Raw genomic sequence first — 25,670 nt, 5'->3', positions numbered from 1 at the left:
ATCGTGCACGCCGATGCTCCGCCTCACGCGACCGCGCGCGCGACCTGCTGCGCGGCGCGTCGGCCGGAGACGACCGCCCCGTTGAGCGAACCCATCGTCGTGTGCTCACCCGCGAGCGCAACGCGCCCGATCGGCTCATCGAATGCCGTCGCATCGCTCGGTGACCACTCGAGGTTCGGGACCGAGTACGCGCCACGGCTCCACATCTCCTCGCTCCAGTCGGTGATGACGGCGTCACCGACGAGCTGGACGTCGGGGCGAAGCTGCCGAAGGGCCGTCGACCATCCCGCGGCGCCTTCTGACGTGCGCAGTTCCCTGAGGGTGTGCGCAGAGCCGGCGAATCCTGACAGCGCCGGACGCCGGTGCTCCGCGTCGGTCGACACCGACTGACAGGACCACCAGAGTTGCGTGGGGTGCTGCATCGCGGAATCCCCCGGGGCTTCGCCGACTACGGCGACGCCGTACTTCGCCGCAACAGCCATCGATCGATGCTCGAGCGCGGTCTGAACGCGGTCGGGGAGGGGGAACGTGAACGTCATCTCTCTGAGCAAGGGGAGGGGGACGGCAACGATTGCCGCGTCGCCCGGCACGGTGCGGCCGCTCATGAGCGTCACCTCGACGCCTCGCGAGGTCTGCGACACCGCTTCGACGGGCTCCGCGAGCTGCAGGTGCGGGCTCAGCCGGCGCGCGATCTCCATTGCGATCGACTGATTGCCGCTCAGTGCACGATTGCCGTCCTCCACGAGTGTCGCGAGCGCGGTTCCCTCCAAGACCCGCGCGCTGACGGTCTCCAGGTCGAGCGCGAGCGAGGTCGCCCATTGCTTGTAGGCGCGCTCGGAGCGGAAATCGGCGCCGAATGCGACCTCGAAGACCTCGGCTGCAGAGGCCCGCGGCGTATGTTGCAGCGCATGGTATGCGTCGTCGATCGCCTGTCGCTCGCGAGCGATGTCGCGCAGGGACGGCCGATGTCCGTCGACGCTCCGACGATGGAAGGGGACGTTATGGCTGACGAGGGGTATCCCGAGCTCGGCTGCGAGATGACGGATCGCGAAATCGTGCGGCTCGATGAACTCTCCGCCGCGCTCGACGAACTCGCCGTTCTCCAAGCGATGGGAGTACGAGCGGCCGCCCACGCGATCGCGTGCTTCCAAGATGACCGGCTCGTGTCCCGCTTTGTACAACTCCCATGCCGCGCTCAACCCTGCGAGGCCGGCGCCCACTACGACAACCCTCATCGGTCACCCTTTCGTCGCTCCACCTGTCGGCCCTCGATCCTCACCGTGCGGTTCGGAGCAGATGCACGATCGGCCGTCGCCCGGCGAGCAGCGCCGCGGCGCACGCGCACGCGACGCCACCGATGGCGGCGAAGTACAGGGAGGCCCCCAGCTCGAGGTAGAGGCCACCGAGCACGCCGGAGAAGGCACTGCCGATCGCGAGCGACAGGAAGTTCAGCGCCACGAGCTGACCCGGCGCCCGCGAGGGTCCGACCTCCGTGGCCAGCGACAGTGCGACAGGGCCGAGGAAGACATCCGAGATGAAGGCGACGCCGATGAGCAGCATGAACAGCAGAAGCGGGATCTGCCAGGATCCGATCACCTGTGCCGTCCCCGTGAGGAGCAGGTAGACGAGGCCGACGATGGCGAGCGCGGTGGCGAACTTCACGGGAGCCGTCGCCTGCCGATCGCCCTGACGCTTCCAGATCTCCGCGATGACGGGTCCGGCGAGGATCGGAAGGAATGCGGCGAAGGCGAGCACCCAGCCGATGGGGAACGCCCAGCCGAAGATCTGCAGATCGAGCTCGGTGGCGATGAGCGTGGAGACCGCGGTGTAGGCCTGATAGGCGATCGCGTAGTAGACGCACGCCGCGATGAACAGCGGAAGGAAGCCGGCCACCCGGCGCTTCTCGACGCGGGAATGCAACCGTGAACCGAAGATCGCGACGAAGTACGCGACGGCAGCCGCAGCCGCGAGCCCCGACGTCACGAGCGAGAGGTTCTCGAACGTGATCCACTGTGCCCAGATGGCAGCGGCGATCAGGACCACCAGCGTGGTTCCGCCGGCGAGCGCGACGAACCCCTGGCTCCTGGAGAGCTGATTCGCGATGACGCGCGCTCGCTCGGGCAGCTTCCTCAGGTTCGCGACGTAGATGGCGAGCGCCGCACCCATCCCAACGGCCGCTGCCCCGAACGCCCAGTGGAAACCTCCGTCGCTCTGCAGCCATCCCGTCAGCAACGGCCCGACGACCGCGCCGAGATTGATCGCTACATAGAAGTAGGAGAAGCTCGAATCCCGCGACGCCGTGCCGTGCTCATCGAGCGTGAAACCGAAGAGCGACGTGATGTTCGTCTTCAACGCCCCGGTACCGAGCACGATCAAGCCGAGACCGATGGTCAGCCCCGTCAGCTCGGGTACGGCGGCGAGCACGATATGCCCGGCGAAGATGCCGATGCCTCCCGCGAGCACCGCCCACTGCGGAGCGAGCACGCGGTCACCCAGCCATCCGCCGCCGATCTGTGCGAAGTACACCAATCCCGCATAGCCGCCGACCAGGCTTGCCGCGACCGCGGCGTCCAACTCCAGGCCGCCATCGGCCAGCGAGAAGATCAGGTAATAGAAGAGGACTGCCTGGAGGCCGTAGAAGGAGAAGCGTTCCCAGAACTCGGTGAAGGCGATGCCACCAGCACCCCGCGGAAGCAGCTTCAGGGACGGACGCGTCGTTGTTGAGAGAGCCACTCGTTGACTTCCTTGTCAGAGATGAATGTGGATGAAGTGCGGGGATGGCAGCCCCGTCAGCTCGAGGGCGCCGCCACCGAGAGCTTCCTGATCGGTTCGATGACGGTCCACGTCCCCCGGAAGCCGTCGGGGATCACGAGGACGTCTCCGGCGCGGTGCTCGTATCGTTCGCCGTCTTCGGACTCCAGCACCCCGCGCCCCGCCAGGATCACGGCGAACTCGTCGAAGCCCTCACGCCGCACGTGGATCGAGCCGGGCGTGCATTCCCAGGTGCCCGAGCGCACCGTGCCGCCACGTTGCGTCCACAGGGCCAGGGTGCTCTCCATGGGAGCGCCTTCGGCAGGATCCTCCCGTGCCACCTTCTCGCCGTGCGCCTGCACGAGACCCTGCGGGATGTGAAGAATCTCCACCATGACCTGTCCTCCTGGTTCGTGTCGTCGCCCCGTGGTGTGGCGCCGACTGCGGTGTCGGCGTCGCGTTCGATGGGCGAGTGTGCTCGCGTTCGCTGGGTACGGGTGCGGTCTCCGTCACCGAACGATCTCGTTCGCCCGGACCCGCACTTCATTGCCGGGGGCTACGGAGGCTGTTACATTATCACGAAAATAATTTGATGCGAGTTCCGTGCTCCACGCTCGGACGAGCCTCTGATGGCGAGTCGCTCGGCGTGGCTCAGTGCGCGACGCGAGAGAAGAACAGATGACGAAGACGGTTGCCATCATCGGTGCGGGTGCGGCGGGCCTCATGGCCGCGTTGGACCTCCGTGCCGCCGGGTATGAGCCGGTGGTGCTCGAGTCGCGCAGGCGAGTGGGTGGGCGAATCCACACGGTGCACTTCGCGGACGGCACGTGGGCGAATGCGGGAGCGGAGTGGCTGAATTCGGGCGATCTGATCGCCCGCGCACTTGCCGAACGGTACGGGCTCGACCTGCTCGAAGTTCCCGGCTTCGAGGCCCTGGCCGAGAACGGGCGACTCGTGTCCGACGACGGCGCGCTCGCGACCTTGGATGCCGCACTCGAGGATCTCGTGTCGCACGTCTCGGATGCGGCCGAACCCTGGAACGACCCCTTCCTGCGGACGCTGGATGAACGCGATGTCGCGGAATGGGCGTGCTCCGTCGAAGCAGACTCCGCGACGCGTCGACGGTTCTTCCGCCACATTCGCGGGAACTACATGACGCAGCCCGACGAGCTGTCACTCGCGGCATACGTCGTCGAGAGCAGCTTCGAGGGAGTCGATCGACGTTTCCGGCTCCGAGACGGTACCGCGTCGCTCCCGCAGGCGATGGCACAGGATCTCGGGTCAGACCGTATCCATTTGGGGAACCCCGTCCTCTCCATCGCCCATACGGTCGACGGCGCTGTGGTGTCGACGGCGGGTCGGAGTTGGCGTGTCGATGCCGTCGTCGTGGCGGTGCCGCTCATCGCTCTGGACCGCATCGAGGTCACGCCCGCCCTCTCGGTGCCGCGGATCGCGGGAGGCCGAGGCGGGAAGCTGCTCGTGCCGTACGCACGACGGGCATGGGATGCTCCCGTCCACGCGTCCGGGGGATTGGCGCCGATGGCATTCGTCTACGAAACCGCCCCGCATCAGCCTGGCGCGGGCGGCGTCCTCGCCGCATACAGCGTCGACCCCCTCGCTCCGGCCGCCGTCGTGCGCGATTTCGCCAGATGGTTCCCCGACGCCGTCCCCGCCTCCGAGCCACCGCATGCGGTGTGGTGGAGCCTGGATCCCGACTCGGGTCTCACCTACAGCGCCCCCCAGCCCGGCTATCTCACGGCCTTGCGAGACCTCCAGCTGCCGCAGGGCCGCATCCACTTCGCCGGCGAGCACACGCAGCCGCTCTTCGGGTACGTGGAGAGCGCCCTCCTCAGTGGACGCCGCGCGGCCTCAGCTGTCGCGTCCCAGCTCGATGGCTGAGATGCTCTGGACGACCCGCGCGGACTGAGGTGTGCGCGGCGGTTGCGGGCGCCAGGGCGTCACTGAGCTGGGACGACCGCTCTCATGGTCCAGATCGGGGGCGCGCCCCCGGCATCGACGTACTCGATGACGCCGAAACCGTGTCGCTCATAGAGCCGCACGTTTCGTTCGTCCGACGTCTCGAGACGCACCGCTCGCGCTCCCCGACGCGCAGATTCCTCGAGCGCGAACCGGATCAGCGCGCCGCCGATGCCGCTTCCTCGTGCGTCCGGCAGGACGCCGAGCGTCTCGAGTCGCCAGTCGAGGTGCGGGTGCGGGTTGCTCGCGAGCCGATCGATCCGGTCGCCGTGAAGGGCGACGATCCGGGTGATGACCGACCGTGCCGGCTGGGGTGCGTCCGGTGGAAGGAGTGCGATGACGCCTGCCACGTGGGCACTGACGGCAACGATCCCGTAGTGCAGGGCGTGCGTGAGGTAGAGACGCTGCAGCTCAAGCAGCCGCCCCGGATAGTCATCCTCAGGAAGGACGTAACGCGTCCACGGGTACTCCATGAACGCAGCGGTCAACACCTCTGCGGCCGCGGCGAGATCAGCGGGCGCGGCGAGGCGAGCGCCTGCAGTCATACGTTCGGTCCGGTCAGAAATCGTTCGCGCTCTTCGCCATCAGGCCGCCGTCGCACACGAGATGGCTCCCGGTCACGTACGACGACTCGTCGCTCAACAGCCAGGTCACCGCGGCGGCGACCTCGCTCGGGTCGGCCATGCGGCCGAGCGGTATCTGCGTCTTCGATGCGTCTCGAAGCCGACGCCGTTCCGCCTCGAGGGCGGCGCCGTCGAGCCCGAAGTACAGCATCGGTGTGTCCGTCGCGCCCGGAACGACCGCGTTGACCCGCACGCCGAGCGGCGCAAGATCGAGCGCAGCGGCCCGGGTGAAGGCCGAGATCCCACCCTTCGAGGCCCCGTACGCCGTGTTCGAGCCGCCCGCGAACCCCACGAAAGCCGACGGAGAGGAGACGCAGACGATCGAACCTGGACGGTCGGCGGACTTCAGCTGGCGGGCGGCTTCGCGCACCGTGAGGAAGGTCCCGGTGAGGTTCACCTCGACGACTCGGCGCCAGTCGGCCAACGAGGCATCCATCAGATGCGCGCTCGTCTCGATGCCGGCGCTCGCCACGATTCCCTCGGGCGGGCCGAGTCGGGCGGTCACTTCGGTGAATGCTCGCTCCAGGTCGACCTCGTTGGTCACGTCCACCTCGACGGCCAAGGCCTGGGGGGCTCCCGCCTGGCGTGCCTCATCGGCTGCGGATGCGGCGCCGGCTCCGTCGCGATCGAGGAGGGCGATCGCCCACCCGCGCTGAGCTGCCCCGAGTGCGGTGGCGCGACCGATCCCGCTCGCCGCACCGGTGACGAGGATCGACTTCGTCACGAGTCAGACGGCTTCATGGCGTTGAAGTGCGTGCCGACGTGCGCGACCACGGCTTCGTCGAGGCGGTCGGGGTCACCGCTGCGAAGGGCGTCGATCAGCTCGCGGTGCTGCACGGCAACCTTGCTCGGTTCGGCGTAGTACCCGGCGTCACGCTGAAAATACGCCCGAACGCGGGGCTGGATGGATTTCCAGATCTGCAGGCAGTGCTGCTGCTCGGAGAGCTCGACGACGGTCTCGTGGAAGCGGATGTCTTCGTCCGCGAGTGAGCCGGTATCGCCGGCAGCCGCGGCGGCATCCATACTGGCGATCACCGACTCCAGACGCTCGTAGTCCGCCTCTTCGAGGCGCGGCATCGCTTTCCGGAAGGCGTATTTCTCGAGGGCGACCCGCACCGGCACGAGGACGTGCTCGATCTCCTCCTGCGAGACGCCGAGCACCTCGGTGCCGCGATAGGGATACGAGATGACCAGACCCTCTTGTTCGAGCTGGCGCAGCGCCTCTCGAACGGGGGCCCGGCTCGTCCCCAGCTGCTCAGCGATACCGGCCTCGGTGAGCTTCTGTCCGGGTTGGAGGCGGCCGGAGGTGATGGCATCGCGGAGCACGTCCGCCACAGTCTCGCGTCGGGATGCGAGGGAGGCGCGGGAGAGCGCGGGCAAGCCGGTCATGGGAGCGAGCGTAGCACTTCGCATTTTGTCGGCAATCGGCAATCAGGACCCCTTTCGATCGAGACGTCGCCCGGAACGGTCGTTCGTTCGGACTCCGTCGTGCACGGCCGCGGCGCCGTTGACCCAGACGTGGCGAGCGGCCGTCGCGTACTCGTCGGGCATGGTGAAGGTGTCTACGCGATGCAATGCGTCCGTGTCGAACACGACGACATCCGCGTAGTTGCCCTCGACGAGGGTGCCGCGATCGGCGATGGCGAAATGCTGCGCGACGGCCCCGGTCATCTTGTGGATCGCGGCCTCGAGCGGGAGGGTGCTTCGGCGGATGGCGTGATAGCTCAGGAAGTGCAGGTACCCGTGGAAGAACAGCGGATGCCGCGTCCGGTCCGCGAGCGGCCCGTCGCGCCGCGAGGTGTACCCGTCCACGCCCAGGAGGAAGTCGTCGTGCGCGACGGCCTCAGCGATGTGGTCGTCCTGGAAGAGCTCGCCGATGAACTGCACGGCACCCATGTCAGGTCCGGCTGCGGCAAGGACGTCGAAGTACGACTCCCACTCGTCTTTGCCCGTCGCCTGCGCGATCTGCGGGAACGTCAAGCCTTCCAGCTCGGGCGTCGCCGGGCTGACCGCCAGACGCACGCGGCCCCACTCGCCTCGATGCACGAAGCGCCAGTAGCGATCGCCGTCGCGCCGAACGCGGTCCCGGATCTCAGGGTCCGAGAGGAGTTCGGATGCCTCGGCGGCGCCGCGATCGGCAAGCCATGCCGGGAGCAAGCCCGTCGCCAGGCCGATCCCGTCGGGGTACGGCGTCATATCGGCCAGCACGTCGACGCCCTGCTCGCGTTCCCGCAGGAGCCGCTCGACGGCGTCGGTCCACGCGTGCGCGTCGGCGCCGGTGTTGTGCCGCACGTTGAGGTGCGAGAGCTGCGCCTTCACCTCACCCGCGTGCACGATCCGGAAGAACTCGTCGACGGCGTCCCGCAGGTGCGCGTCGCGGTTCCGGATGTGGCTCGCGTACATCCCACCGTGCCGCGACATGACCCGCGCGAGCGAGGCCAGCTCGTCAGTGCCGGCGAAGCGGCCTGCGCCGTACTCGAGCCCCGAGGAGAACCCGATCGCGCCCGCGTCCAGCGCTTCGGCGAGGTGTCGTTCCAATGAGCGCTGGAAGTCGGCGCCCTCGTCCGCGTCGGCCATGGCGATCTGGCGTAGTGCGGTGTGGCCGACGAACCACATGAGGTTCTGCGCGGTCCCGGACGCGTGCACCCGATCGAGGTAGTCCCCGAAGCCGCGCCACTCGACCGGCCCGTCGTACCCATACGCGGCGAGGGTCGCGCGCGTCGCGGCCACGTCCCGAGCGGCGATCGGGGCGTGGGTCACGCCGCAGTTGCCGACGACCTCGGTCGTCACGCCCTGATGGATCGTGCTCAAGGCATCACGATTGCCGAGAATCGACCAGTCGCTGTGACTGTGCGGGTCGATCAATCCGGGCGTGACGAGCATGCCAGTGGCATCCACGACCTCGCGCGCCGTCGCTGGGCCTGCGGACCCCACCAACGCGACGCGGTCGCCGAGGATGCCGATGTCTGCGACGCGGGGGCTTCGACCGGTGCCGTCGATGAGCTGCCCACCGCGGATGAGTACGTCGAGCATCGTCAGAGCACCTTGCTGAGGAAGGCCCTGGTGCGCTCAGCCTGTGCATTCCCGAAGAGCTCCGCCGGCGTTCCGGTCTCGATGATCCGCCCGTGGTCCATGTACACCACCCGATCGGCGACCTCTCGTGCGAAGCCCATCTCGTGGGTGACCACGACCATGGTCATGCCGTCCTGGGCCAGGTCCTTCATCACGGCGAGGACCTCGCCCACGATCTCGGGGTCGAGGGCGCTCGTCGGTTCGTCGAAGAGCATCACCTTCGGCTCCATCGCCAGTGCGCGCGCGATGGCGACCCGCTGCGACTGTCCGCCCGACAGGGCGCCCGGGTACGCATCGATCTTCCCGCCGAGGCCGACCTTCTCGAGCAGGATCTCGGCACGCGACCGCGCGACCTCGCGTGAGAGTCCGAGCACCTTGCGTGGAGCGAGCGTCACGTTCTCCTCGACGGTGAGGTGCGGGAACAGGTTGAACTGCTGGAAGACCATGCCGACCTCACGCCGGACGACGCCCAGGTTCGCCTTGGCCTCGTTCGGCCCGAGCCGGTGCCCGTTGATGGCGATGGTGCCGTGGCTCGGGGTCTCGAGGCCGTTCATGCACCGGAGGAGCGTGCTCTTCCCGGATCCGGAGGCGCCGATGATGCACACCACCTCCTGCTCGGCGACCTGGCAGCTGATGCCGTGCAGCACCTCGGTGTCGCCGAAGCTGAGGCGGAGGTCTGTGACGTCGATCATCGGGTGGCTCCTTTGGAGAACGAAAGGGCGTCGCCGATCTTCGGAGCGGCGGCGCGGATGGTGAGGCGGCGCTCGTAGCGGCGACCGAGGAGGGAAAGCGGATAGCAGATGACGAAGTACACCGCGCCGACCACGAGATACGCCAGGATCGGCTGCCCGGTCTGCGAGGCGACGATGTTGCCGGCGCGCATGAGCTCGATGAGCCCGATGACGGCGACGAGCGAGCTGTCCTTGATCAGGATGACGAGGAAGCCGATCCCGGGCGGGATGATGATGCGGGTGGCCTGCGGCATCACCACCCATCGCAGCGTCTGCAGGTACGACAGTCCGAGGGCGTCGGCGGCTTCGAATTGGCCGCGCGGGATCGCCCGGATGCTTCCGCGAACGATTTCGCTGATGTAGGCCGAGGCGAAGACGGACAGTGCGGCGACGGCCGCCCAGTACTCGGGCACGTTGCTCCCGGGCACGGCGAGCGGCAGACCGAAATAGACGAAGAAGATGATCAGCAGGACCGGGACGCCGCGGATCGCTCCGACCCAGATGCCGCTGATCCAGCGCAGCGGCGCGACGGGCGCCGTGGCGAGGACGCCGAAGACCAGCCCGAGCACACCGCCGAGGAGGACGGAGAGTGCGCAGATCTGCAGGGTGATGATCGTGCCCTGGAGGATGAGCAGCAGATCCTGTCCGTCGAACGAGGTGAACATCAGGCGACCTTCCATCGGATGACGCGCGTTTCGATGACGCGCGAGACGAGCGCGAGGAGCAGCGCCACGGCGAAGTACATGAGCCCGCCCACGACGAAGGTCTCGATCGTGCGGAAGGTGGTGGTCGTGATGCCCATCATGGCGTGCATCAGTTCCGGCACGGCGACGATCGAGGCGATCGAGGAGGCGAGGAAGAGCAGGATCACCTGGTTCGTCAGCGACGGCAGGACCGCCCGCAGTGCCGGCACGAGCCGCACGTGCACGAATGTGGTGTATCCACCCATGCCCAGTGCGGACGCCGCCTCGGTGAGCCCGCGCGGGACCGACTCGAATCCGGCGCGGTAGATCTCTGCGACGTACGCCGAGTGGTTCACGCTGAGGGCGATGATGCCCGCGGTGATGGGGTCGAAATTGACGCCGACCGACGGCAGGGCGAAGTAGATGAGATAGAGCTGGAGCAGAAGCGGCGTGTTCCGGATCACCTCGATGTACGCGCCCGCGAGGACGCGGAGTGCCCGGAGCCGGGAAGCCCGACCCAGGTAGACGATGATGCCGAGCGTGCTTCCGATGACCACCGCGGCGGCCGTGATGAGGATGCTGATCCCGAGCCCGTGGAGAAGCTCATCAGCGAAGGGGATGAGGTCCCCGAAATAGAGCTGCATGCGAGTTCCAATCCGCCTGCTCCACCGGGCGGATGCCGGTGGAGCAGGCGCGGTGGGCGGTGATTACTTGATCAGCTCCGGGACGTCCCGGCCGAGCCACGTGTTGTACGAGTCGTTCGCGGCGTCGCTGATGTTGTAGTTGAGCAGGAAGTTGTCGAGGTAGTTCAGCCAGAGCTGGTCGCCCATCTTGACGCCGAACGACACCACGGATGGGCTCAGCTCGGGGCCCTCGACGAGCTGGAAGGTGCCGGGGGCGTCTTCGAGGATGCCCAGGGCGACGGAGTTGCTCTCCATGAGCGCGTCCACCTTGTTGCTCCGGAGCGCTTGGACGGAGTCCGCGACGGCCTCGAACAGGCTCGCGTTCGCCTCGGGGAACCGGTTCTCGAGGATCGTCGCCGGCACGCTCCCGCGGGTCGCCGCGACCGACCGGCCGCTCAGGTCGTCGTACGAGGCGATGTCGCTGCCGTTGGGAACGAGCACGACCTGGCCCTCCGCGGCGTACGGCCGGGTCATCGCCACCGCCTGGGCCCGCTCATCGAGGTTCGTGAGCGCCGCGATGATCACATCGACCTTCCCGGTCTCGAGCAACGGAATCCGGTTCGCGTTCGTCGTCGACACGTACTCGACCTCGGCCCCGAGCGATGCGGCGAGCGCCTCGGCCTTGTCGATGTCGAAGCCCTCGTACTCGCCAGAGCTGTTCATCACGCCGTACGGCGGGGCGTCGGCGAAGACGCCGATCGTGATCTTCTTGCTGCTGAGGATCTTCGTGAGCGTGCTCTCGCCGCTTGCCGGATCGGCGGCGCCGGCACCGCTCCCCGACGTGCAGGCGGTGAGTGCCGCAAGGCTGAGGGCGGCGGCCGCCGCCGCGGCCAGGACGCGAGTCAACTTCATGGTGCTGCCTTTCGATGGCGTGGGGCGACGCTCGTCGGCGCCCCGCTGCAGGTCCTCGACGTCGCGCGGCGTGTACGCCGGCTGCGGCCCTCACCGGTCGGCTCGGTCGTCGTGGTCGGCTTCGCTTGAGCCGTACCGGGGATGCTAGCGGAACGTTGCACGATTGTCGACGATCGACTATCTTCATTTCAGCGGACGGCCCGACGAACTCTACGAGGCCGCGCGAGAGACGTACGAGAGGCATCCATGAGAATCACCAAGGTCGAGACGTGCGGACTGCGCGGGGCCACGCCCGAGGGCGGTTGGTCGAACGAGCTGCGGCCGGACGACGTCGTCCACACGCTCGTCGCGGTGCACACCGACGAAGGCGTCGTCGGGGTCGGCAGCGCCTTCACGACCGAGGACCTGGTGCGAGGTGCCATCGACCTGTTCCTTCCGCACCTGATCGGCCAGAACCCCGTGGAAGTCGAACGCCTCACGGAAACCCTGCATCAGACCGCCTTCTGGATGGGGCGAGGTGGGTCACTGACGCACGCGACGAGTGCGATCGACATCGCGCTGTGGGACATCGCGGGGCAGGTGGTCGAGCAGCCGGTCGGCCGGCTGCTCGGTGGGCGGCATCGCGAGCGGGTCCGGCCGTACGCGTCCGTCCTCATGGATGAGGCCGGACCGATGACCGAGAACCTGCTCGCCCTCGCTGATGAGGGGTTCACGGCATTCAAGATCGGGTGGTGGAAGTTCGGCCGTGTCGACTTCGCGACCGACGAGCGGACCGTGGCCGCGGCCAGGGCGGCCGTCGGCGACCGGTTGCTCGCGGTGGACGCGGGCGGCTCCGAGGGGTACTTCCCGGGGAACCTCGCCTGGGCGAAGCGGACGGCGCGAATGCTCGCCGACTACGACGTCGCCTGGTTCGAGGAGGCGCTCGCGCCGGACGACCTCGAGGGATTCGTCGAGTTGCGGGCGAGCTCGCCCGTGCCGATCAGCGGCGGGGAGGTGCTGACCAGACGTCAGGGGTTCGCGCCGTATCTGAACCGGCGCGCATTCGACATCGTGCAACCCGACACCACGAAGGGCGGTGGGCTCAGCGAGTCCCGACGCATCGGCTGGCAGGCGCAGGACCAAGGCGTTCGTCTGATTCCCCACGGCTGGAACACCGGCGTCGGGCTGGCTGCGGACCTGCAGCTCGCCGCGGCGCTTTCGGCGACGGACATGGTCGAGTACAAGACCGGCAGCGCCTACATCGACGAGCTCACGAACGGCGGATGGTCACTCGACGAGGAAGGGTTGCTGGCCATCCCTTCCGCCCCGGGTCTCGGTATCACGCTGAACCCCGAGGCGCTCGAGAACTACGGCACGCGGCCGACGTTCGCCGACTCTGAGCAGCGCTGACCTCACCAGCATAATTGTCGATTGACGATGGTCGACAATCGACCTAACATGGGTCTCACTTCCCCCTCTTCAAAGGAGTAGCAATGTCGCAACGGCTCCATCTCATCACCCGTGCGTCCGCCATCGCATCCATCGCCGCCGTCGCGCTCGGCCTCGCCGCGTGCGCACCTGCTGCGCAGGATGACCTCGGCCCGCTGCCCAGCGACGGGCGCTTCGACGACGTCACCGTCCGCATCAGTGCGATCGCCGATGTCTACGTCCAGGGCTTCAAGAAGTTCGAATCGGAGATCGCGGACGAGCTCGGCATCACGATGGAGTTCGACGTGACGCCCCCGACGGACGCGTACACCAAGGACATGCTCGAGTTCCGGTCGGGCAAGGCCTCCCACGACATCGTGTTGCTGCAGCCCGCCAACCTCGCTGACTACAGCGCCTATCTCCACCCGCTCGACGAGCTCGCGGACGAGCTCGACCTCGACTTCGACGTCGACGACATCGAGCCCGTGTACAACGACGTCTACACGAGCTGGGCAGGAACCAGGTACACGGTGCCGTGGGACGGTGACCAGCACAACCTCTTCTACAACGTCGCCGCCTTCGAGCGAGCCGAGAACCCCGAGGCGTTCCAGGCCGCGTACGGTTACGAACTCGCCCCGCCGACCACGTGGGAGCAGTACCGCGACGTTGCGGAGTTCATGGCCGGATTCGACTGGAACGGCGATGGCGCGCAGAAGTACGGCGTCGCCGAGGCGTGGCAGCAGGGTGGATACGCCACCTGGTGGTGGACGAACAAGTTCGGCACGCACGGCGGCGTCTGGTTCGACGATGAGATGCAGCCGCTGATCAATTCCGCGTCAGGGGTCGCAGCGCTGGAAGCGTCGATGGAGATCGTCCCGTTCACCCCGCCCGGGTCGCTGAACTTCGGGTATCCCGAGCTGGAGGCCGCGCTCCTCAAGCAGCAGGTGCCGATGGTCATCCAGTGGTCCTCGACCGGGAAGGCGGCTGAGGACCCGGCGGTCTCGGACATCGTGGGCAACGTCGGTGTGGCCATGGTGCCCGGCGTCGAGCTCGGCGACGGCACGACGACCGTTCGTCCCGCCCTGCCCACCGGCTGGACCGCCGGTGTCCCGTCGAAAGCTGAGAACGCCGCGGCCGCGGCGAGCCTCCTCGCCTGGATCTCCGCGCCCGACCGTGCACTCGAGCTCGCAGTCGACCCCAAGACGGCGATCGATCCGTGGCGCGCCAGCTCGTTCGCGGACACCGAGGCGTGGCGGGCGGCGTTCGATCAGAGCCCGGACTACGGCGAGGCGTTCATCGCCGTGCAGTCGGAGACCGTGGACACGGGCATGCCCGATCTGCAGATCCCCGGGTCCAACGAGTATCTGAACGCATTGGACCGGCAGATCATCGCGGCGCTCGCCGGTGAGAAGTCCGCTCAGGAGGCGCTCGACGCCGCCGCCAAGGAGTGGGACGCGATCACCGACAAGCTCGGCAGGGACACGCAGCTCGCGGCGTGGCAGGCTCAGGCGGACGCCATGCGCAGTATCGGCATCGAGTACGAGCCCACCTGGGCCGAGTAGGCCGAGTGCCGGTGCGGGCTGCGCCTGCCTCCCGCACCGGCACACCTTTCCCACTCTCGAGAGAACGGAATCTCCCCGTGCTGAAACTCGGTCTCATCGGCGCCGGCGTCATGGGGCGTCGCTACGTCGAGGCCTACTCCGAAGACCCGAACGGCCGCGTCGTGGCGATCGCCGACCTCGATCACGAGCGCCGCGTCAGTCTCGCCGACCGGTTCGGCGTCGGCGGTCGCTACGCCGACTTCGATGCCATGCTCGACGCCGAACGCCTCGACGCGGTCATCGTCGCCACACCGGACTTCGCCCACCGGGCACCCTTGGCCACAGCCCTCGACGCCGGCCTGCACGTCCTGTGCGAAAAGCCACTGGCCACGACGGTCGACGATGCTGCGGCGATGGCGTTCGCCGCAGCGGCCTCCGACCGCCAGGTCATGGTGAACTTCGGCAACCGGCATCGCCCGGCCGCGCGCCGGGCGTACGAACTCATCCGCTCGGGAGGCATCGGCGCGGTGCGCTACGCCCGCATGCGCCTGAATGAGAAGGCGGAGAAGACCGCCACCCTCGCATGGAGCGCGCAGACGAGTGCGCTCTGGTTCCTGCTCTCCCATGTCACCGACTTCGTGCAGTGGATGGTCGATGACGTCGTCGTCGACGTGTACGCGGCGAACGGCAGGGCCCGGGACGGCGCCGCGACCACGACGACCGCGGTGCTCAACTTCTCCGGTGGTGCGACCGCCGTGCTGGAGAGCACGTGGGACATGCCCTCCGAGTATCCGCGCGACATCGACCTGGCCATCACGGTGCACGGCGCCGACGGCGTGATCGACCTCGACATGGGGGAGCAGGGCCTCAGAGTGAGCGGGCCGGGTCGCACGGCCTCGGTCATGTGGGACGCTGCTGCGGGCGGGTCGGCCGAGGACTGGTGGAATCGGTCCTGCCGCAGCTTCACGGCGTCGGTCACCGCGGGGGAGCCCGTCAGTCCGAACGCGAGGGACGGGCTGCAGACCGTCATGGTCCTCGCCGGACTGCAGCACTCCCTCGACACGGGCGCGGGAGTCGATCTCGCCGCGACCTGGCCGGACGCGGCCAAGCTGCTTCGATGAGCGCGCACACGACGGCCGCGCGGACGCCGCGCAAGTACGTCTGGGGGTATTCCGGCGGCGCCATCCTCGTCACCGTCGCGCTCGTCGTCGCACCGCTCGGATACGCCGTGTGGGCGTCGTTCTTCAGCTACTCCTTCGCCAGCCCCGAGCCGGTCCCGGTCGGCTTCGCCAACTACCTCCGGATGCTCCAGGACCCCGCGCTCGCGAGCGCCATCGCGGCGACCGGATGGATCGTCCTCCCGTCGATCGTGATCGAGATGACGCTCGGCGTGGCCTGGGCGCTCGCGATCAACAGCCTCCCCCGCGGCCGGGCGATCGCGACGACGTTGCTCGCCCTCCCGGTGATGGTCTCGGGCGCCTCGGCGGGTATGGCGTTCCGCATGCTGTTCACGCCGGAGTGGGGGCCCATCGACAACCTCCTGCGGCCGATCACCGGCACCTCGATCGACTGGCTCGGGTCACCAGACCTCGCTCGGGTCGCGATCGTCATCGCGGACGTCTGGCAGAACACCCCGTTCGTGATGCTGATCACCCTCGCCGCGCTCGCGGGCATTCCCAAAGAGGTGAACGAGGCCGCGGCTGTGGACGGCGCGAACGGTGCCCAACGGTTCGCGACCATCACGTTCCCGCTCATCCGCAAGTTCCTCGTGGTGGCGCTCCTCTTCCGCCTCATCGATCTGTTCCGCATCTTCGACGTGATCTTCGTCATGACCAGTGGCGGGCCGTCGGGGGCGACGGAGACCATCTCCTACTTCATCTATCGCCAGGGGATCCAGTACTTCGACGTCGGCTACGCGGCTTCGCTCGGACTCGTCCTGGCGTTGATCACGGTCCTCATCAGCGGTGTCTTGATCCGCCTGCTCGAAGGGAGACGTCCGCGTGACTGACCACCACCGCACCCGAAGGCGGACCGGACAGGCGCTGGTCGTCATCGCTCTCGCGATCGGGGCGCTCGCCTCGCTGTTCCCGATCGCGTGGATCGCGCTGACCTCCGTGAAGGTTCCGCGGGACTACTTCGCGAAACCGTTCCAGTGGTTCCCCGACACGATCACCTTCGAGCACTACGCTCGCCTCTTCGGCGATCTCGGCGGCGCCCAGGCCATCGGCAACAGTCTGCTCATCTCGATCGGATCGATGCTGCTCACGCTGATCGTCTCGGTGCCGGCGGCGTACGCGATCGCCCGGGCACGGGCGGGGATCCTCCGGAAGGCGCCGATCACGGTGCTCGCGCTGCGGGCACTGCCACCGGTCATCCTGCTCATCCCGCTCTATCTCGTGTACTCGGCGCTGGGGCTCCTCGACACCTATGGCGGCCTCATCCTCGCGTTCTCGACGTTCAACGTCCCGTTCGCGATCTGGATGCTCCGCGGGTTCTTCCAGGACTTCCCGCTCGAGGTGCAGGAAGCCGCGCAGATCGACGGCCTCTCGGAGCTCGGCAGTCTGCTCCGCATCGTCGTGCCGATGATCACGCCGGCCGTCGTCGTCGTGGCGTTCTTCGCCTTCCTCGCCTCATGGAACGAGCTCATGCTGTCGGTGACCTTCACCGGGCAGCACACGGCCACCGTCACGAAGCTGATCTCCAGCCTGCTGCAGTCGCCCACGGGCGCGGAGTTCGGCGCCGCAGCCGCGATCGCACTGGTGAGCATGGTGCCCGGGATTCTGCTCGTGATCTTCTGCCAACGATTCCTCGTCCAAGGTCTGACCGCCGGGAGTGTGAAATGAGCGAACGCCCCATCAGCGTGCTCGTCATCGGGGCCCACCCCGACGACGCCGAGATCCTCTGCGGGGGCACGATGCTCCGCTACGTCGCCGAGGGAGCGCGCGTCACCATCGCCATCGCCACCAACGGCGAAGTCGGCGGTCCGGGCGACGACCCGGCACGGATCGCGGCGATACGCCACGAGGAGGCGCGCGCCAGCGCTGACCGGATCGGCGCCGACCTGATCTGGATGGGCTTCCAAGACGAGATGCTCTTCAATACCCCCGAGGTCCGTACCCGATTCATCGACGCCTACCGGGAGACGGAACCGGACGTCGTCTTCGTCCACTCGACCGACGACTATCACCCCGATCACCGGATCGCCGGGCAGGTCGCGCTCGATGCGCGGATCCCGTCGGCCGTCCCGCTGGTCCGCACGACCCGCCCCGCGCTCGCACGCATCCCGCATCTGTTCGTCATGGACACGCTCGGCGGCGTCGCGTTCGATCCGGAACACCTCGTCGACATCGCCGATCAGCAGCTCGAGAAGGAAGAGCTGCTCCGGACGCACGCGTCGCAGGTCGAATGGATGCGCATCGCCTACGGCGACGACTACATCGCCGACGCCCGGGCGCAGTCCGAGCTCAGAGCTGCGGCCGCCGGTCTCCGATTCGCCGAAGGCTTCACCTCCGTACGTACGTACCCCGTCACCGGAGGCCCCGAGCAGCTCCCGAACGGGTGGCTCGACGTCCGCTCGTGACCATGTCCGACGACCACCTGGTTGCTCTGGACACCGACGAGTGGCGAGTCACGGCGGCACCCGGGCACGGGGGAACGCTCATCGACATCCGTCCTGCCGGGGTCGATGCCAACCTGCTCTGGCAGCGCGCGGGCGAGTCACCGCGACGAGTGCAGGGCGAGCTGGGGGAGCCCGGTCCGGCGTCGATCTCGACGTTCGATCAGGGCCTGCTGATCGGCGGATGGTTCGTCATGTTCCCGACCGCCGGGCAACCCGGCGACGACCCGGCGGAGCCGACGTGGCAGCATGGCTGGGCGCCCCGCAGGCCGTGGTCGGTCACGATGCGTCGGGACGCGGCGTTCGCGATGAGCCTGACGTACGGCGATGGCCGGCGGTGCATCCGACTCCGACGCGTCGTGTCGATCCGGCGGTCCGCACTGATCGTCTCGACGCTCGCGACGCATCTCGGCGGCGCGCCGCTGCGATACAGCGCCGGAGAGCATCCGTGTCTCGACCGCGCGCTCTTCGCCGGAGGAACCCTCGAGGCGCGGAACCGGGACGCGCCCGTCATCGCCGTTCCGATCGAACCAGAGCCCGACGGGCTCGCGCGGCACCGGGTCTTCGAGGCGGCCAGGCGGACCGTCCTGATCACGGCGCCGCTCCTCGGCGGATCACTGGAGATCACGTCCGATCTGCCCTACGCGGTCCTCTGGGAACGCCGCTCCGCCGCAGCCGGCATGGACGTCATCGCCTGGGAGCCGGCATCGGCACCCGGCCTCGGCTGGTCCGAAGCCTGCCTTGCCGACGCCGTCCGGGTGCTCTCGGCCGGTGAGCGCACGGCCTGGCGGACGACGCTTCGGTGGGTGCGCGACCGGTAGGACCCGGCCCACGAGTTCAGTGGGCGTCGGCCCTGGGCTTCGCCGGTTCGGAACAACCGAACGCAAGTTGTCCCGGCCGAATCACGGGTGCTTGCATGGCCGAACTCCGGCGGCGATGTCGCCCGAATCCGGAGCTCATCCGTCGCGTCCCGCTCCCCACACGGAGGTCCCAGCTATGCGCACTCGAGTCCTCGGCGCCATCGCGCTCGCCGCTGCGACGGTGGTCGTCGCGCTCGTCCCAGCCGCACCGGTCAGCGCCGCAGCGGCCCAGATCGACCTTCCGATCCAGCCCGATGTCGAGATCGTCTCGCCCGAGAACTCGGCGTGCGCCCCCTGGGACATGACCAAGAGTCGCCACGACAACGAGGTCGTCGACTGCGGGTGGTTCCCGTCGATCGCCGTGCTGGCCAACGGCGACCTGATCGTGGCCTACTCCGATTCGCCGAGCCACTCGAACTTCAGCAGTATCGCGATGCGGACGTCGAGCGATCAGGGTCGAACCTGGTCTGAGGCCCGCACCATCGTCGACACCCCGGGCGTGCCCGACGAGAAGGAGCCGAACGTCACCGTCCTCCGCAACGGCGACGTCCTGATCTGGTACTACGACTTCAACAATCCGAACCGCTCCAACAACCGGACCATCAACCTCATCCGCAGCACCGATGACGGGATGACCTGGTCGGCGCCGATCGTGCCGAGCACCGTGGCCTACACGAGCACCTACGGGTACGCGGCGGGCAACGGCGAGCTCATCGAGCTCGAGAACGGCGACCTCCTCCTGCCCTTCACCGCCATGCGCGACCGGCGCGGCCACGCCGGGGCGCCGGGCGCTCACGTGCTGCGGAGCTTCGACGGCGGGGTCACGTGGGACGTCGCCGATGAACGCGTCGTGATGTGGTCGGGCCCGGACTACTACGTGCCCGGAACGACGACGCCGGCGACCTGGTACGTGGAGCCCGCGTTGGTGGACCTCGGCGACGGCGAGGTGATGATGGTGGCTCGCACGTCCTACAACCCGCAGGACGCGGTCATGCGGGTCAGCTACTCGTCGGACCACGGCGACACCTGGACCAGCCCGGTGGACATCGCCGGCCTGAAGGGCGATGCCCCGCACCTGCTCCCCCTGCGTGACGGCACGGTGCTGCTCACCTGGGGCGACCGGTCGAGGGCGTGGGGTCAGGGGCGGCCGACCGCGGGCCTGATCTACGACCCGTCGAACGGCTGGACGGGCAGTGAGCAGAAGCTGATCTACCGTGGCCCGCGCGATTTCGGTGACCAGGCGTACTCCGGCTCGGTGCAGCTGCCCGACGGCGGGGTCCTGACGGTGTACTACGACCGGATGGCGGGAACGATCGGAGGCACGTTCCTCGATCTCACCGCGGTCGAAGCCCCGCTCGCCGAGATCGCGGCGAACGACGGGCTGACGATCACCACGACGCTGAACCACTCGGCGGCGGGGTACGCACCGACCGGACCGATCGACGGCACGGTGGACTACGCGACCATGGCCGTGGCGAACACGAGCGTCCACGCCAACGGTGCGCCGCACGTCTGGCAGATGGACCTCGACGAGCCCGTCCGGACCGGCGAGATCGGCATCGCCCTCAAGCCCGGCTACGAGGAGTCGGCGACGATCGAGATCGCGACCGGTGAGGGCGCTGCCAAGGTGTGGTCCGCTGTTCGGACCTACGACGACGCCGAGATCGGCACGCTCGACTGGTTCGGTCTCGGTCGCGCGGCAGACCTCACCGGCCTCCGGGTCACGATCACGAAGAGCGAAGGGTGGGCGGCGCTCGCGGGCGTCGCGATGCGTGCACCGGCGACGAGCTTCGAGCGTTCGGCGCCCGGGGCGGACACGGTCGCCCCCTACGCCCAGCTCACCCCGCTCGAGCCCTCGAGCGGATGGTTCAAGGCGGTACCCGCTCAGATCACGCTCGCCGTCCGAGACCGGCATGACGCGAACCCGCAGGTCGACGTCGACTCCGGCTCGGGCTGGCAGACGAGCGCTTCGACCGCCACCGTGCCCACGTCGGGCTACGGCGAGGGCCGCCATGCCTTCAGCTACCGGACGCGAGACAGCGCGCTCAACGAGTCCACGTTGCGGACGGTGAGCGTCAACATCGACCTCACGCCACCCTCGGCCTCGGCCTCGCTGGCGCCCACGGGCGACCCGAACACGCGGCGGCTCACGATCACGGGCACGGACGCGCTCTCGGGGGTCAAGACCATCGGATATCTCCTGCAGGGAGCCGGTGCATGGACGACCACGACCCTGCCGACGCCACTGGCCTCCAGCAGCGTGTCGGTCGACGCGCCGGTGGGCTCGACCGTGCAGTACCGCGTCTACGACACGGCGACGAACACCTCGGGGATCGCCTCGATCGTGGTGTCGCCGTGATCGGCGCACCGCCCGCGAGTGCGGACGGCCGAGCGTGAGCGTCACGGTTCTGCGCGGCGGGCGCGTCGTCGACGGCCTGGGCGGCGAGCCCACCGCCCAGGATGTGGTGATCGAGGGTCCCCGAATCGCGAGGCTGCTCGAACCGGGCAGGCTCGCGCCGGCCGAGCTCGGGCCCGAGGTGCGCGTGGTCGACGTCTCCGGTCGGATCGTCGCGCCCGGGTTCGTCGACGTGCACACGCACTCGGATCTGAGCGTGCTCGCGTATCCCGACAACGAGAGCCGGATCACTCAGGGTGTGACCACCGAGGTGGTCGGCAACTGCGGGATGCTCCCCGCCCCGGTCGTCGACGAGCCGGCGCTTCGAGCCGCGATCGGACCCGTCGACGTCGTGCCCGGCGTCGCCTGGTCATGGTCTGGCATCGGCGACCTGCTCGACCACTATCACCGGACCCCGCGTTCGACGCACCTCACCGCGCTCGCCGGACACGGGGCGCTGCGCCTCGCGGTGGCGCCCCGGGCCGGTGCGCTCACCCCGGCCGAGACCGCGCGACTCGGCGCGGCGGTCGACTCCGCTCTGGACGATGGATGCGCCGGAGTCAGCCTGGGGCTCATGTACGCACCGGGCGAACGCGCCTCGAAGGACGAGTTGACCGCGGTCGCCAGGGCCGTCGCCGGACGCGGCCGGCTGCTGGCGGTCCACCTCGCGGCGTACGACACCGACGGTCTCGAAGCGGCCGTCCGCTCGATGCTCCGAGTCGCCGAGCGCACCGGCGTCCGGCTCCAGCTCTCCCATCTGCGACTGATCGGCGCCGATCAGGGAACCTATGAACGCGTGCTCGAGCTCGTCGAGCACGCACGAGCGGTGGTCGACGTCGAGGCCGACGTCTATCCGTACCTCTCGGGACACACGACCCTGCTGCAACTGCTGCCGTCGTCGGTGCGCGCGAACGGGGTTCCCGCGGCGCTCGCCATGGAATCCGACCGGCCCGGGGCCCTCGCGACCGCGCTCGCCCGGTGCCGATTCGCGCCGGACGCGATCACGATCATGAAGGCGCCCCGGACCCCGGACGTCGTCGGGGCGAACGCGGGATCGTTCGACGCTCCCTGGGAACGACTGGCGCAGCTGATCCTCGAGAACGCCGGAGACGTCGACGTCGCCGTCGTCGGCTCGACCGCGGACAGCCTCGCGGTCGCCCTCCGCACGCCGTGGATCAGCATCGCCTCGGACGGCGCAGCACTCTCGTCGGCGCACCGGTCGTCGGCGGCTCATCCGCGCTCCTGGGGCACGTTCCCTCGCGCCTATCGCCTGATGCGCGACCTCGGCGTGCCGATCGGGGAGGTCATCCGCCGGATGACCCACGCGCCCGCCCAACGGGTCGGGTCGCGCGCGACCGTGACCGAGGGAGCTCGTGCAGACCTCGTCGTGTTCGACGACGCGGAGCTGCGCGACACCTCGACGTTCAGCGCACCCCTGTCGCCGGCCCTGGGCGTCGAGCACGTCTTCGTCTCCGGCGACGCGGTGCTCGAGGACGGACAGCCCACCGGACGCCGACCAGGAACGCTGCTGTCGGAAAGGAATGCATCGTGAAGTCATGGCCCGAGCGGTCACGCCGCCGCAACCTCGCCATTGTGGGCACTGGCGGGATCGCGGTCTCGCACGCGACCGCGCTCGGCGACACCGACCGCGCCGCCCTGCACGTCGTCTGCGACCTGGACGCCGAGCGTGCACGCGCGTTCGGGGAGTCCTGGCGCGTCCCCTGGACGGCCGACCTCGACGAGGTGCTCCGCGACGACGAGGTGGATGCGGTGATCGTCTGCACGCCCAATCGCACGCACGGGGCGATCGGTCGTCGCGTCCTCGAGGCCGGGAAGCATCTGCTGATGGAGAAGCCGCTCGCGATGTCGCATTCGGCGGCGGAGGAGCTCGCCGGGCTCGCGGCGGACCGGGACCTGGCCCTCGTCGTCGGTCACATCCACCGGCACACCGATCAGGGGATCGCCATCCGCGCCCTCATCGCAGCGGGAGCGATCGGCGAACCGAGATTCGTGCGCATCACGATGAACGGCGGCTGGCTCTGGGGCGGCTGGGAATCGTGGGTGCTCGACCCAGCGCAGTCCGGCGGGCACGCGCTCCACAACGGCGTGCACCTCATGGACCTCGCGAGCTGGTGGATCGACCGGGTGCCCGATCGCGTGTTCGCAGCGGGGCAGCACGTGACCAGTGCCGCGTTGGCCATCCACGACTACCTGACGATCCAGCTGTCCTACCCCGGAGGACGCGCCGCGATCTGCGAGGTCAGCCGCGCGGAGCATCCCCGCGACCAGGCCTTCGTCGAGGTCCGGGTCGCCGGCGCCGACGGCGTGATCGACCGACGGTGGGACGCCGAGGGAGTCGTTACCTGGGGTGACGCCGGAAGCCGCGTGCTCGACGTCCCCGCTCCGATCCGGCGGGCGTTCCGTCGACAGCTCGACGCATTCGTCGAGGCGATGGAAGACCGCTCGCTCGCGAATCCGCCGCCCCGCGATGCGGTGGCCGTGATCCGGTTGGCCGAAGCGGCGACCCGGTCGGCCGACGTTGGACGAGTCGTGACGATCGGAGCTGACCGATGATGCCGATCCTGCTTGCGGGGTGCGAAGGAAGCCCGACGCAGCACCATCAACGAGACATGTATCTTCCGGCAGCCCGGCGAGCCGGCCTGGACGTCGCCGGGATCTGGGTGCCGAGCGACGCCACCGAGCACCACCTCGCCCAGGCGCGGACGCTCGCACACGACGCCGGGCTCGAGCTCCTCACCGGTCCGATGCCGGACCTGACGGGCACGAGCGGGGTCATCGCGTGCCTCAGGGGCGACGCTCGACGACGGGCCCTGCGGGCAAGCGCCGCCGCCGGGGTCCCGGTCCTGCTGGACAAGCCGACGCTCGACGACACGGGAGCACTTCGCGCGCTCGCCGAGGCGGCACCCGATGTCGTGGTGCTGCCGGGGCACCACCTTCGCTTCCACGAGTCCGTCCGGGCACTCCATCAGGCGGTGTCCGCCGGGCGGTTCGGCCTGCTGCGCGCCGTGCACGCCGAACTCATCGTGACCGGTGGCGACGGGCCCTCGGCCGACGGCGAACTGCGCAATCTCGTGGTGTATCTGCTCGACGTGTTCCGCCTGTTCGTCGGCGCCGCCGAGGTGGTCGTGTCGGCGGTCGCCCAACCGGCAGGTGAACGTGCCGGAGAAGCGTGGACCGTGCTCGCCCGCACGGATCGGGACCTCATCGCGAGCCTGCACGTCAGCCGTGCCAGTGCGGGGCTGCCGGCGATCCTCGAGGGCAGCCTGCGGGTGCTCGGCAGCCACGGCGGCGCGGTCGCGGACCTGACCGCTCCGAGCATGACGGTGCGGACCCCGTCCGGTACGCGTCGGGCTCCGTTCGGTCAGAGCTCGGTGGATGCGCTCGTCGACGCCTTCCGGCGATGCGCCGAATCACCCGACGCGCGGCATGGCCTCGCCGCGATCGACGACCTCTGCGTGGTGTCCGCCGCGCTCGACGACCTCGGGCGGTCCGCCCGCGAGGGATGCGAGGTCGCCAGCCGATGGTGACCTCGACGCCGCACGAACCACATGACGACGACAGGACCGAACCGCAATGAAGTACGTGACCTTCCGCAACCGGGGCCGGCTCGCCCACGGCATCGTCGAGGGCGAAGAGCTGAGGGTGCTGGGCGACGGCGATCTCTCGCGGATCGTCACGTCCGCCGGCGCGCACGCCGATGCACGGCCCGTCGAACGTCTCGCGCTCGACGAGGTCTCGCTGACGGCGCCGCTGCAGAGGCCCGGCAAAGTGCTCGCCGTCGCGGCGAACTACCAGGAGCACGTGCGCGAGGGAGGCTTCGCCGATCGCGAGAAGCGCATCAGCACCCCGCGGTTGTTCCTGAAGCCGGACACCTCCATCGCCGGGCCCGACGAGCCCATCGCCATTCCCGACATCACCGAGCAGCTCGACTGGGAGGCCGAGCTCGCGGTGGTGATCGGCACGCCGGCCCGAGCGGTCGACGAACGGCACGCGCTCGATCACGTCTTCGGCTACATGACGAGCAACGATCTCTCGGCACGCTCACTCGTCGTCGGGCACGAGCGGGACGGCGAACCATGGACCGCGTTCTTCGACTGGCTCGCGGGCAAGTGGCTGGACGCCTCCGCGCCGATCGGCCCCTGGCTCGTGTCCGCCGACGAGGTCGGCGACCCGCACGACCTGGCGCTCACCCTCGAGGTGAACGGCGAGACACGGCAGAGCTCGACCACCGGCGCCATGATCTTCTCCGTCGCCGAGATCATCGCCTTCGCCTCGCGACTCATGACCCTGAACCCCGGAGACGTGATCCTCACCGGCACCCCAGCCGGGGTCGGCGCCAGCTCAGGGACCTTCCTCGCCCCGGGAGACGTCATGGTCGCCGAGGTGGAAGGGCTCGGGCGTCTTCGGACCCCGGTCATCGCCGCTCCCGCGTGATCCACTCCCAACCCAACCCAACCC

The 25,670-nt window shown here is 68.8% G+C and carries 24 protein-coding genes; 13 read left to right on the top strand and 11 right to left on the bottom strand.

Going from position 1 to position 25,670, the window contains the following annotated elements; genetic code table 11:
- Positions 1–23 precede the first annotated feature (23 nt).
- The 3 genes from QU602_RS17720 to QU602_RS17710 are packed head-to-tail and all read right to left on the bottom strand — an operon-like array spanning position 24 to position 3,146.
- Entirely contained in the window at positions 24–1,235 is a 1,212-nt protein-coding gene (locus QU602_RS17720) for a flavin monoamine oxidase family protein (RefSeq protein ID WP_308797769.1), read from the bottom strand.
- A 40-nt stretch (positions 1,236–1,275) separates the two neighbouring features.
- Positions 1,276–2,733 carry a peptide MFS transporter gene (locus tag QU602_RS17715; RefSeq protein WP_308797768.1) on the bottom strand — a complete coding sequence of 486 codons (1,458 nt, stop codon included), beginning with the start codon at positions 2,731–2,733 and terminating at the stop codon, positions 1,276–1,278.
- A gap of 56 nt (positions 2,734–2,789) precedes the next feature.
- Positions 2,790–3,146: a cupin domain-containing protein gene (locus QU602_RS17710; RefSeq protein ID WP_308797767.1), complete on the bottom strand. Its 357-nt coding sequence runs from the start codon at positions 3,144–3,146 to the stop codon at positions 2,790–2,792.
- Positions 3,147–3,429: 283 nt separating this feature from the next.
- Between QU602_RS17710 and QU602_RS17705 the strand changes: the two genes are divergently transcribed.
- Positions 3,430–4,650 (top strand): flavin monoamine oxidase family protein, encoded by a 1,221-nt coding sequence (locus QU602_RS17705; protein WP_308797766.1) that lies wholly within the window; start codon positions 3,430–3,432, stop codon positions 4,648–4,650.
- 59 nt (positions 4,651–4,709) lie between these two features.
- Here the strand turns inward: QU602_RS17705 and QU602_RS17700 are convergent, their stop codons facing one another.
- The 8 genes from QU602_RS17700 to QU602_RS17665 form a co-directional block, all read right to left on the bottom strand.
- Entirely contained in the window at positions 4,710–5,273 is a 564-nt protein-coding gene (locus tag QU602_RS17700; protein ID WP_308797765.1) for a GNAT family N-acetyltransferase, read from the bottom strand.
- 13 nt (positions 5,274–5,286) lie between these two features.
- A complete protein-coding gene (locus tag QU602_RS17695; protein WP_308797764.1) occupies positions 5,287–6,075 on the bottom strand; it encodes an SDR family NAD(P)-dependent oxidoreductase in 789 nt (262 codons plus the stop codon).
- On the bottom strand, positions 6,072–6,782 hold the full coding sequence (locus QU602_RS17690) for a GntR family transcriptional regulator (RefSeq protein ID WP_308797763.1): 711 nt from the start codon (positions 6,780–6,782) through the stop codon (positions 6,072–6,074). The genes QU602_RS17695 and QU602_RS17690 overlap by 4 nt, the downstream gene beginning before the upstream one ends.
- Positions 6,783–8,384: an N-acyl-D-amino-acid deacylase family protein gene (locus tag QU602_RS17685; protein WP_308797762.1), complete on the bottom strand. Its 1,602-nt coding sequence runs from the start codon at positions 8,382–8,384 to the stop codon at positions 6,783–6,785.
- 2 nt (positions 8,385–8,386) lie between these two features.
- Entirely contained in the window at positions 8,387–9,115 is a 729-nt protein-coding gene (locus QU602_RS17680; RefSeq protein ID WP_308797761.1) for an amino acid ABC transporter ATP-binding protein, read from the bottom strand.
- On the bottom strand, positions 9,112–9,819 hold the full coding sequence (locus tag QU602_RS17675) for an amino acid ABC transporter permease (protein WP_308797760.1): 708 nt from the start codon (positions 9,817–9,819) through the stop codon (positions 9,112–9,114). Before QU602_RS17675 ends, QU602_RS17680 begins: the two co-directional genes overlap by 4 nt.
- Complete coding sequence (locus QU602_RS17670) at positions 9,819–10,481, bottom strand: amino acid ABC transporter permease (protein WP_308797759.1); 663 nt, start codon at positions 10,479–10,481, stop codon at positions 9,819–9,821. The genes QU602_RS17675 and QU602_RS17670 overlap by 1 nt, the downstream gene beginning before the upstream one ends.
- A gap of 63 nt (positions 10,482–10,544) precedes the next feature.
- Positions 10,545–11,372 (bottom strand): transporter substrate-binding domain-containing protein, encoded by an 828-nt coding sequence (locus QU602_RS17665; protein WP_308797758.1) that lies wholly within the window; start codon positions 11,370–11,372, stop codon positions 10,545–10,547.
- A 246-nt stretch (positions 11,373–11,618) separates the two neighbouring features.
- Between QU602_RS17665 and QU602_RS17660 the strand changes: the two genes are divergently transcribed.
- The 12 genes from QU602_RS17660 to QU602_RS17605 all read left to right on the top strand — a co-directional run bounded on the left by QU602_RS17660 (position 11,619) and on the right by QU602_RS17605 (position 25,646).
- Complete coding sequence (locus QU602_RS17660; RefSeq protein WP_308797757.1) at positions 11,619–12,761, top strand: mandelate racemase/muconate lactonizing enzyme family protein; 1,143 nt, start codon at positions 11,619–11,621, stop codon at positions 12,759–12,761.
- 83 nt (positions 12,762–12,844) lie between these two features.
- Positions 12,845–14,341 carry an ABC transporter substrate-binding protein gene (locus QU602_RS17655; protein ID WP_308797756.1) on the top strand — a complete coding sequence of 499 codons (1,497 nt, stop codon included), beginning with the start codon at positions 12,845–12,847 and terminating at the stop codon, positions 14,339–14,341.
- A gap of 77 nt (positions 14,342–14,418) precedes the next feature.
- A complete protein-coding gene (locus QU602_RS17650; protein WP_308797755.1) occupies positions 14,419–15,441 on the top strand; it encodes a Gfo/Idh/MocA family protein in 1,023 nt (340 codons plus the stop codon).
- The gene (locus QU602_RS17645) at positions 15,438–16,328 is read left to right on the top strand and encodes a carbohydrate ABC transporter permease (protein WP_308797754.1); all 891 of its coding nucleotides are present in this window, start codon (positions 15,438–15,440) and stop codon (positions 16,326–16,328) included. Before QU602_RS17650 ends, QU602_RS17645 begins: the two co-directional genes overlap by 4 nt.
- Positions 16,321–17,163 (top strand): carbohydrate ABC transporter permease, encoded by an 843-nt coding sequence (locus QU602_RS17640; RefSeq protein ID WP_308797753.1) that lies wholly within the window; start codon positions 16,321–16,323, stop codon positions 17,161–17,163. Before QU602_RS17645 ends, QU602_RS17640 begins: the two co-directional genes overlap by 8 nt.
- Positions 17,160–17,900 carry a PIG-L deacetylase family protein gene (locus tag QU602_RS17635; protein ID WP_308797752.1) on the top strand — a complete coding sequence of 247 codons (741 nt, stop codon included), beginning with the start codon at positions 17,160–17,162 and terminating at the stop codon, positions 17,898–17,900. Before QU602_RS17640 ends, QU602_RS17635 begins: the two co-directional genes overlap by 4 nt.
- A gap of 2 nt (positions 17,901–17,902) precedes the next feature.
- On the top strand, positions 17,903–18,757 hold the full coding sequence (locus QU602_RS17630) for an aldose epimerase family protein (RefSeq protein ID WP_308797751.1): 855 nt from the start codon (positions 17,903–17,905) through the stop codon (positions 18,755–18,757).
- 175 nt (positions 18,758–18,932) lie between these two features.
- Positions 18,933–21,155, top strand: coding sequence for a sialidase family protein (locus QU602_RS17625; RefSeq protein WP_308797750.1), 2,223 nt, complete (start codon positions 18,933–18,935; stop codon positions 21,153–21,155).
- Positions 21,156–21,189: 34 nt separating this feature from the next.
- A complete protein-coding gene (locus QU602_RS17620; RefSeq protein WP_308797749.1) occupies positions 21,190–22,743 on the top strand; it encodes an N-acyl-D-amino-acid deacylase family protein in 1,554 nt (517 codons plus the stop codon).
- Positions 22,740–23,765 (top strand): Gfo/Idh/MocA family protein, encoded by a 1,026-nt coding sequence (locus QU602_RS17615; RefSeq protein WP_308797748.1) that lies wholly within the window; start codon positions 22,740–22,742, stop codon positions 23,763–23,765. Before QU602_RS17620 ends, QU602_RS17615 begins: the two co-directional genes overlap by 4 nt.
- A gap of 56 nt (positions 23,766–23,821) precedes the next feature.
- Positions 23,822–24,739 carry a Gfo/Idh/MocA family protein gene (locus tag QU602_RS17610; RefSeq protein WP_308797747.1) on the top strand — a complete coding sequence of 306 codons (918 nt, stop codon included), beginning with the start codon at positions 23,822–23,824 and terminating at the stop codon, positions 24,737–24,739.
- A 46-nt stretch (positions 24,740–24,785) separates the two neighbouring features.
- Positions 24,786–25,646: a fumarylacetoacetate hydrolase family protein gene (locus QU602_RS17605; RefSeq protein ID WP_308797746.1), complete on the top strand. Its 861-nt coding sequence runs from the start codon at positions 24,786–24,788 to the stop codon at positions 25,644–25,646.
- Positions 25,647–25,670: the final 24 nt, after the last annotated feature.

The organism is Agromyces protaetiae (assembly GCF_030866785.1).
Taxonomy (GTDB): Bacteria; Actinomycetota; Actinomycetes; order Actinomycetales; family Microbacteriaceae; genus Agromyces; species Agromyces silvae.
Note: the sequence above shows the minus strand (reverse complement) of the source record. Positions and strands in the feature narration are given on the sequence as shown.

Coding starts and splice junctions, on each gene's coding strand:
- QU602_RS17720 (WP_308797769.1), bottom strand. CDS start 1,235: ATGAGGGTTGTCGTAGTGGGCGCCGGCCTCGCAGGGTTGAGCGCGGCA.
- QU602_RS17710 (WP_308797767.1), bottom strand. CDS start 3,146: ATGGTGGAGATTCTTCACATCCCGCAGGGTCTCGTGCAGGCGCACGGC.
- QU602_RS17705 (WP_308797766.1), top strand. CDS start 3,430: ATGACGAAGACGGTTGCCATCATCGGTGCGGGTGCGGCGGGCCTCATG.
- QU602_RS17700 (WP_308797765.1), bottom strand. CDS start 5,273: ATGACTGCAGGCGCTCGCCTCGCCGCGCCCGCTGATCTCGCCGCGGCC.
- QU602_RS17685 (WP_308797762.1), bottom strand. CDS start 8,384: ATGCTCGACGTACTCATCCGCGGTGGGCAGCTCATCGACGGCACCGGT.
- QU602_RS17680 (WP_308797761.1), bottom strand. CDS start 9,115: ATGATCGACGTCACAGACCTCCGCCTCAGCTTCGGCGACACCGAGGTG.
- QU602_RS17675 (WP_308797760.1), bottom strand. CDS start 9,819: ATGTTCACCTCGTTCGACGGACAGGATCTGCTGCTCATCCTCCAGGGC.
- QU602_RS17670 (WP_308797759.1), bottom strand. CDS start 10,481: ATGCAGCTCTATTTCGGGGACCTCATCCCCTTCGCTGATGAGCTTCTC.
- QU602_RS17665 (WP_308797758.1), bottom strand. CDS start 11,372: ATGAAGTTGACTCGCGTCCTGGCCGCGGCGGCGGCCGCCGCCCTCAGC.
- QU602_RS17660 (WP_308797757.1), top strand. CDS start 11,619: ATGAGAATCACCAAGGTCGAGACGTGCGGACTGCGCGGGGCCACGCCC.
- QU602_RS17655 (WP_308797756.1), top strand. CDS start 12,845: ATGTCGCAACGGCTCCATCTCATCACCCGTGCGTCCGCCATCGCATCC.
- QU602_RS17645 (WP_308797754.1), top strand. CDS start 15,438: ATGAGCGCGCACACGACGGCCGCGCGGACGCCGCGCAAGTACGTCTGG.
- QU602_RS17635 (WP_308797752.1), top strand. CDS start 17,160: ATGAGCGAACGCCCCATCAGCGTGCTCGTCATCGGGGCCCACCCCGAC.
- QU602_RS17630 (WP_308797751.1), top strand. CDS start 17,903: ATGTCCGACGACCACCTGGTTGCTCTGGACACCGACGAGTGGCGAGTC.
- QU602_RS17625 (WP_308797750.1), top strand. CDS start 18,933: ATGCGCACTCGAGTCCTCGGCGCCATCGCGCTCGCCGCTGCGACGGTG.
- QU602_RS17610 (WP_308797747.1), top strand. CDS start 23,822: ATGTATCTTCCGGCAGCCCGGCGAGCCGGCCTGGACGTCGCCGGGATC.
- QU602_RS17605 (WP_308797746.1), top strand. CDS start 24,786: ATGAAGTACGTGACCTTCCGCAACCGGGGCCGGCTCGCCCACGGCATC.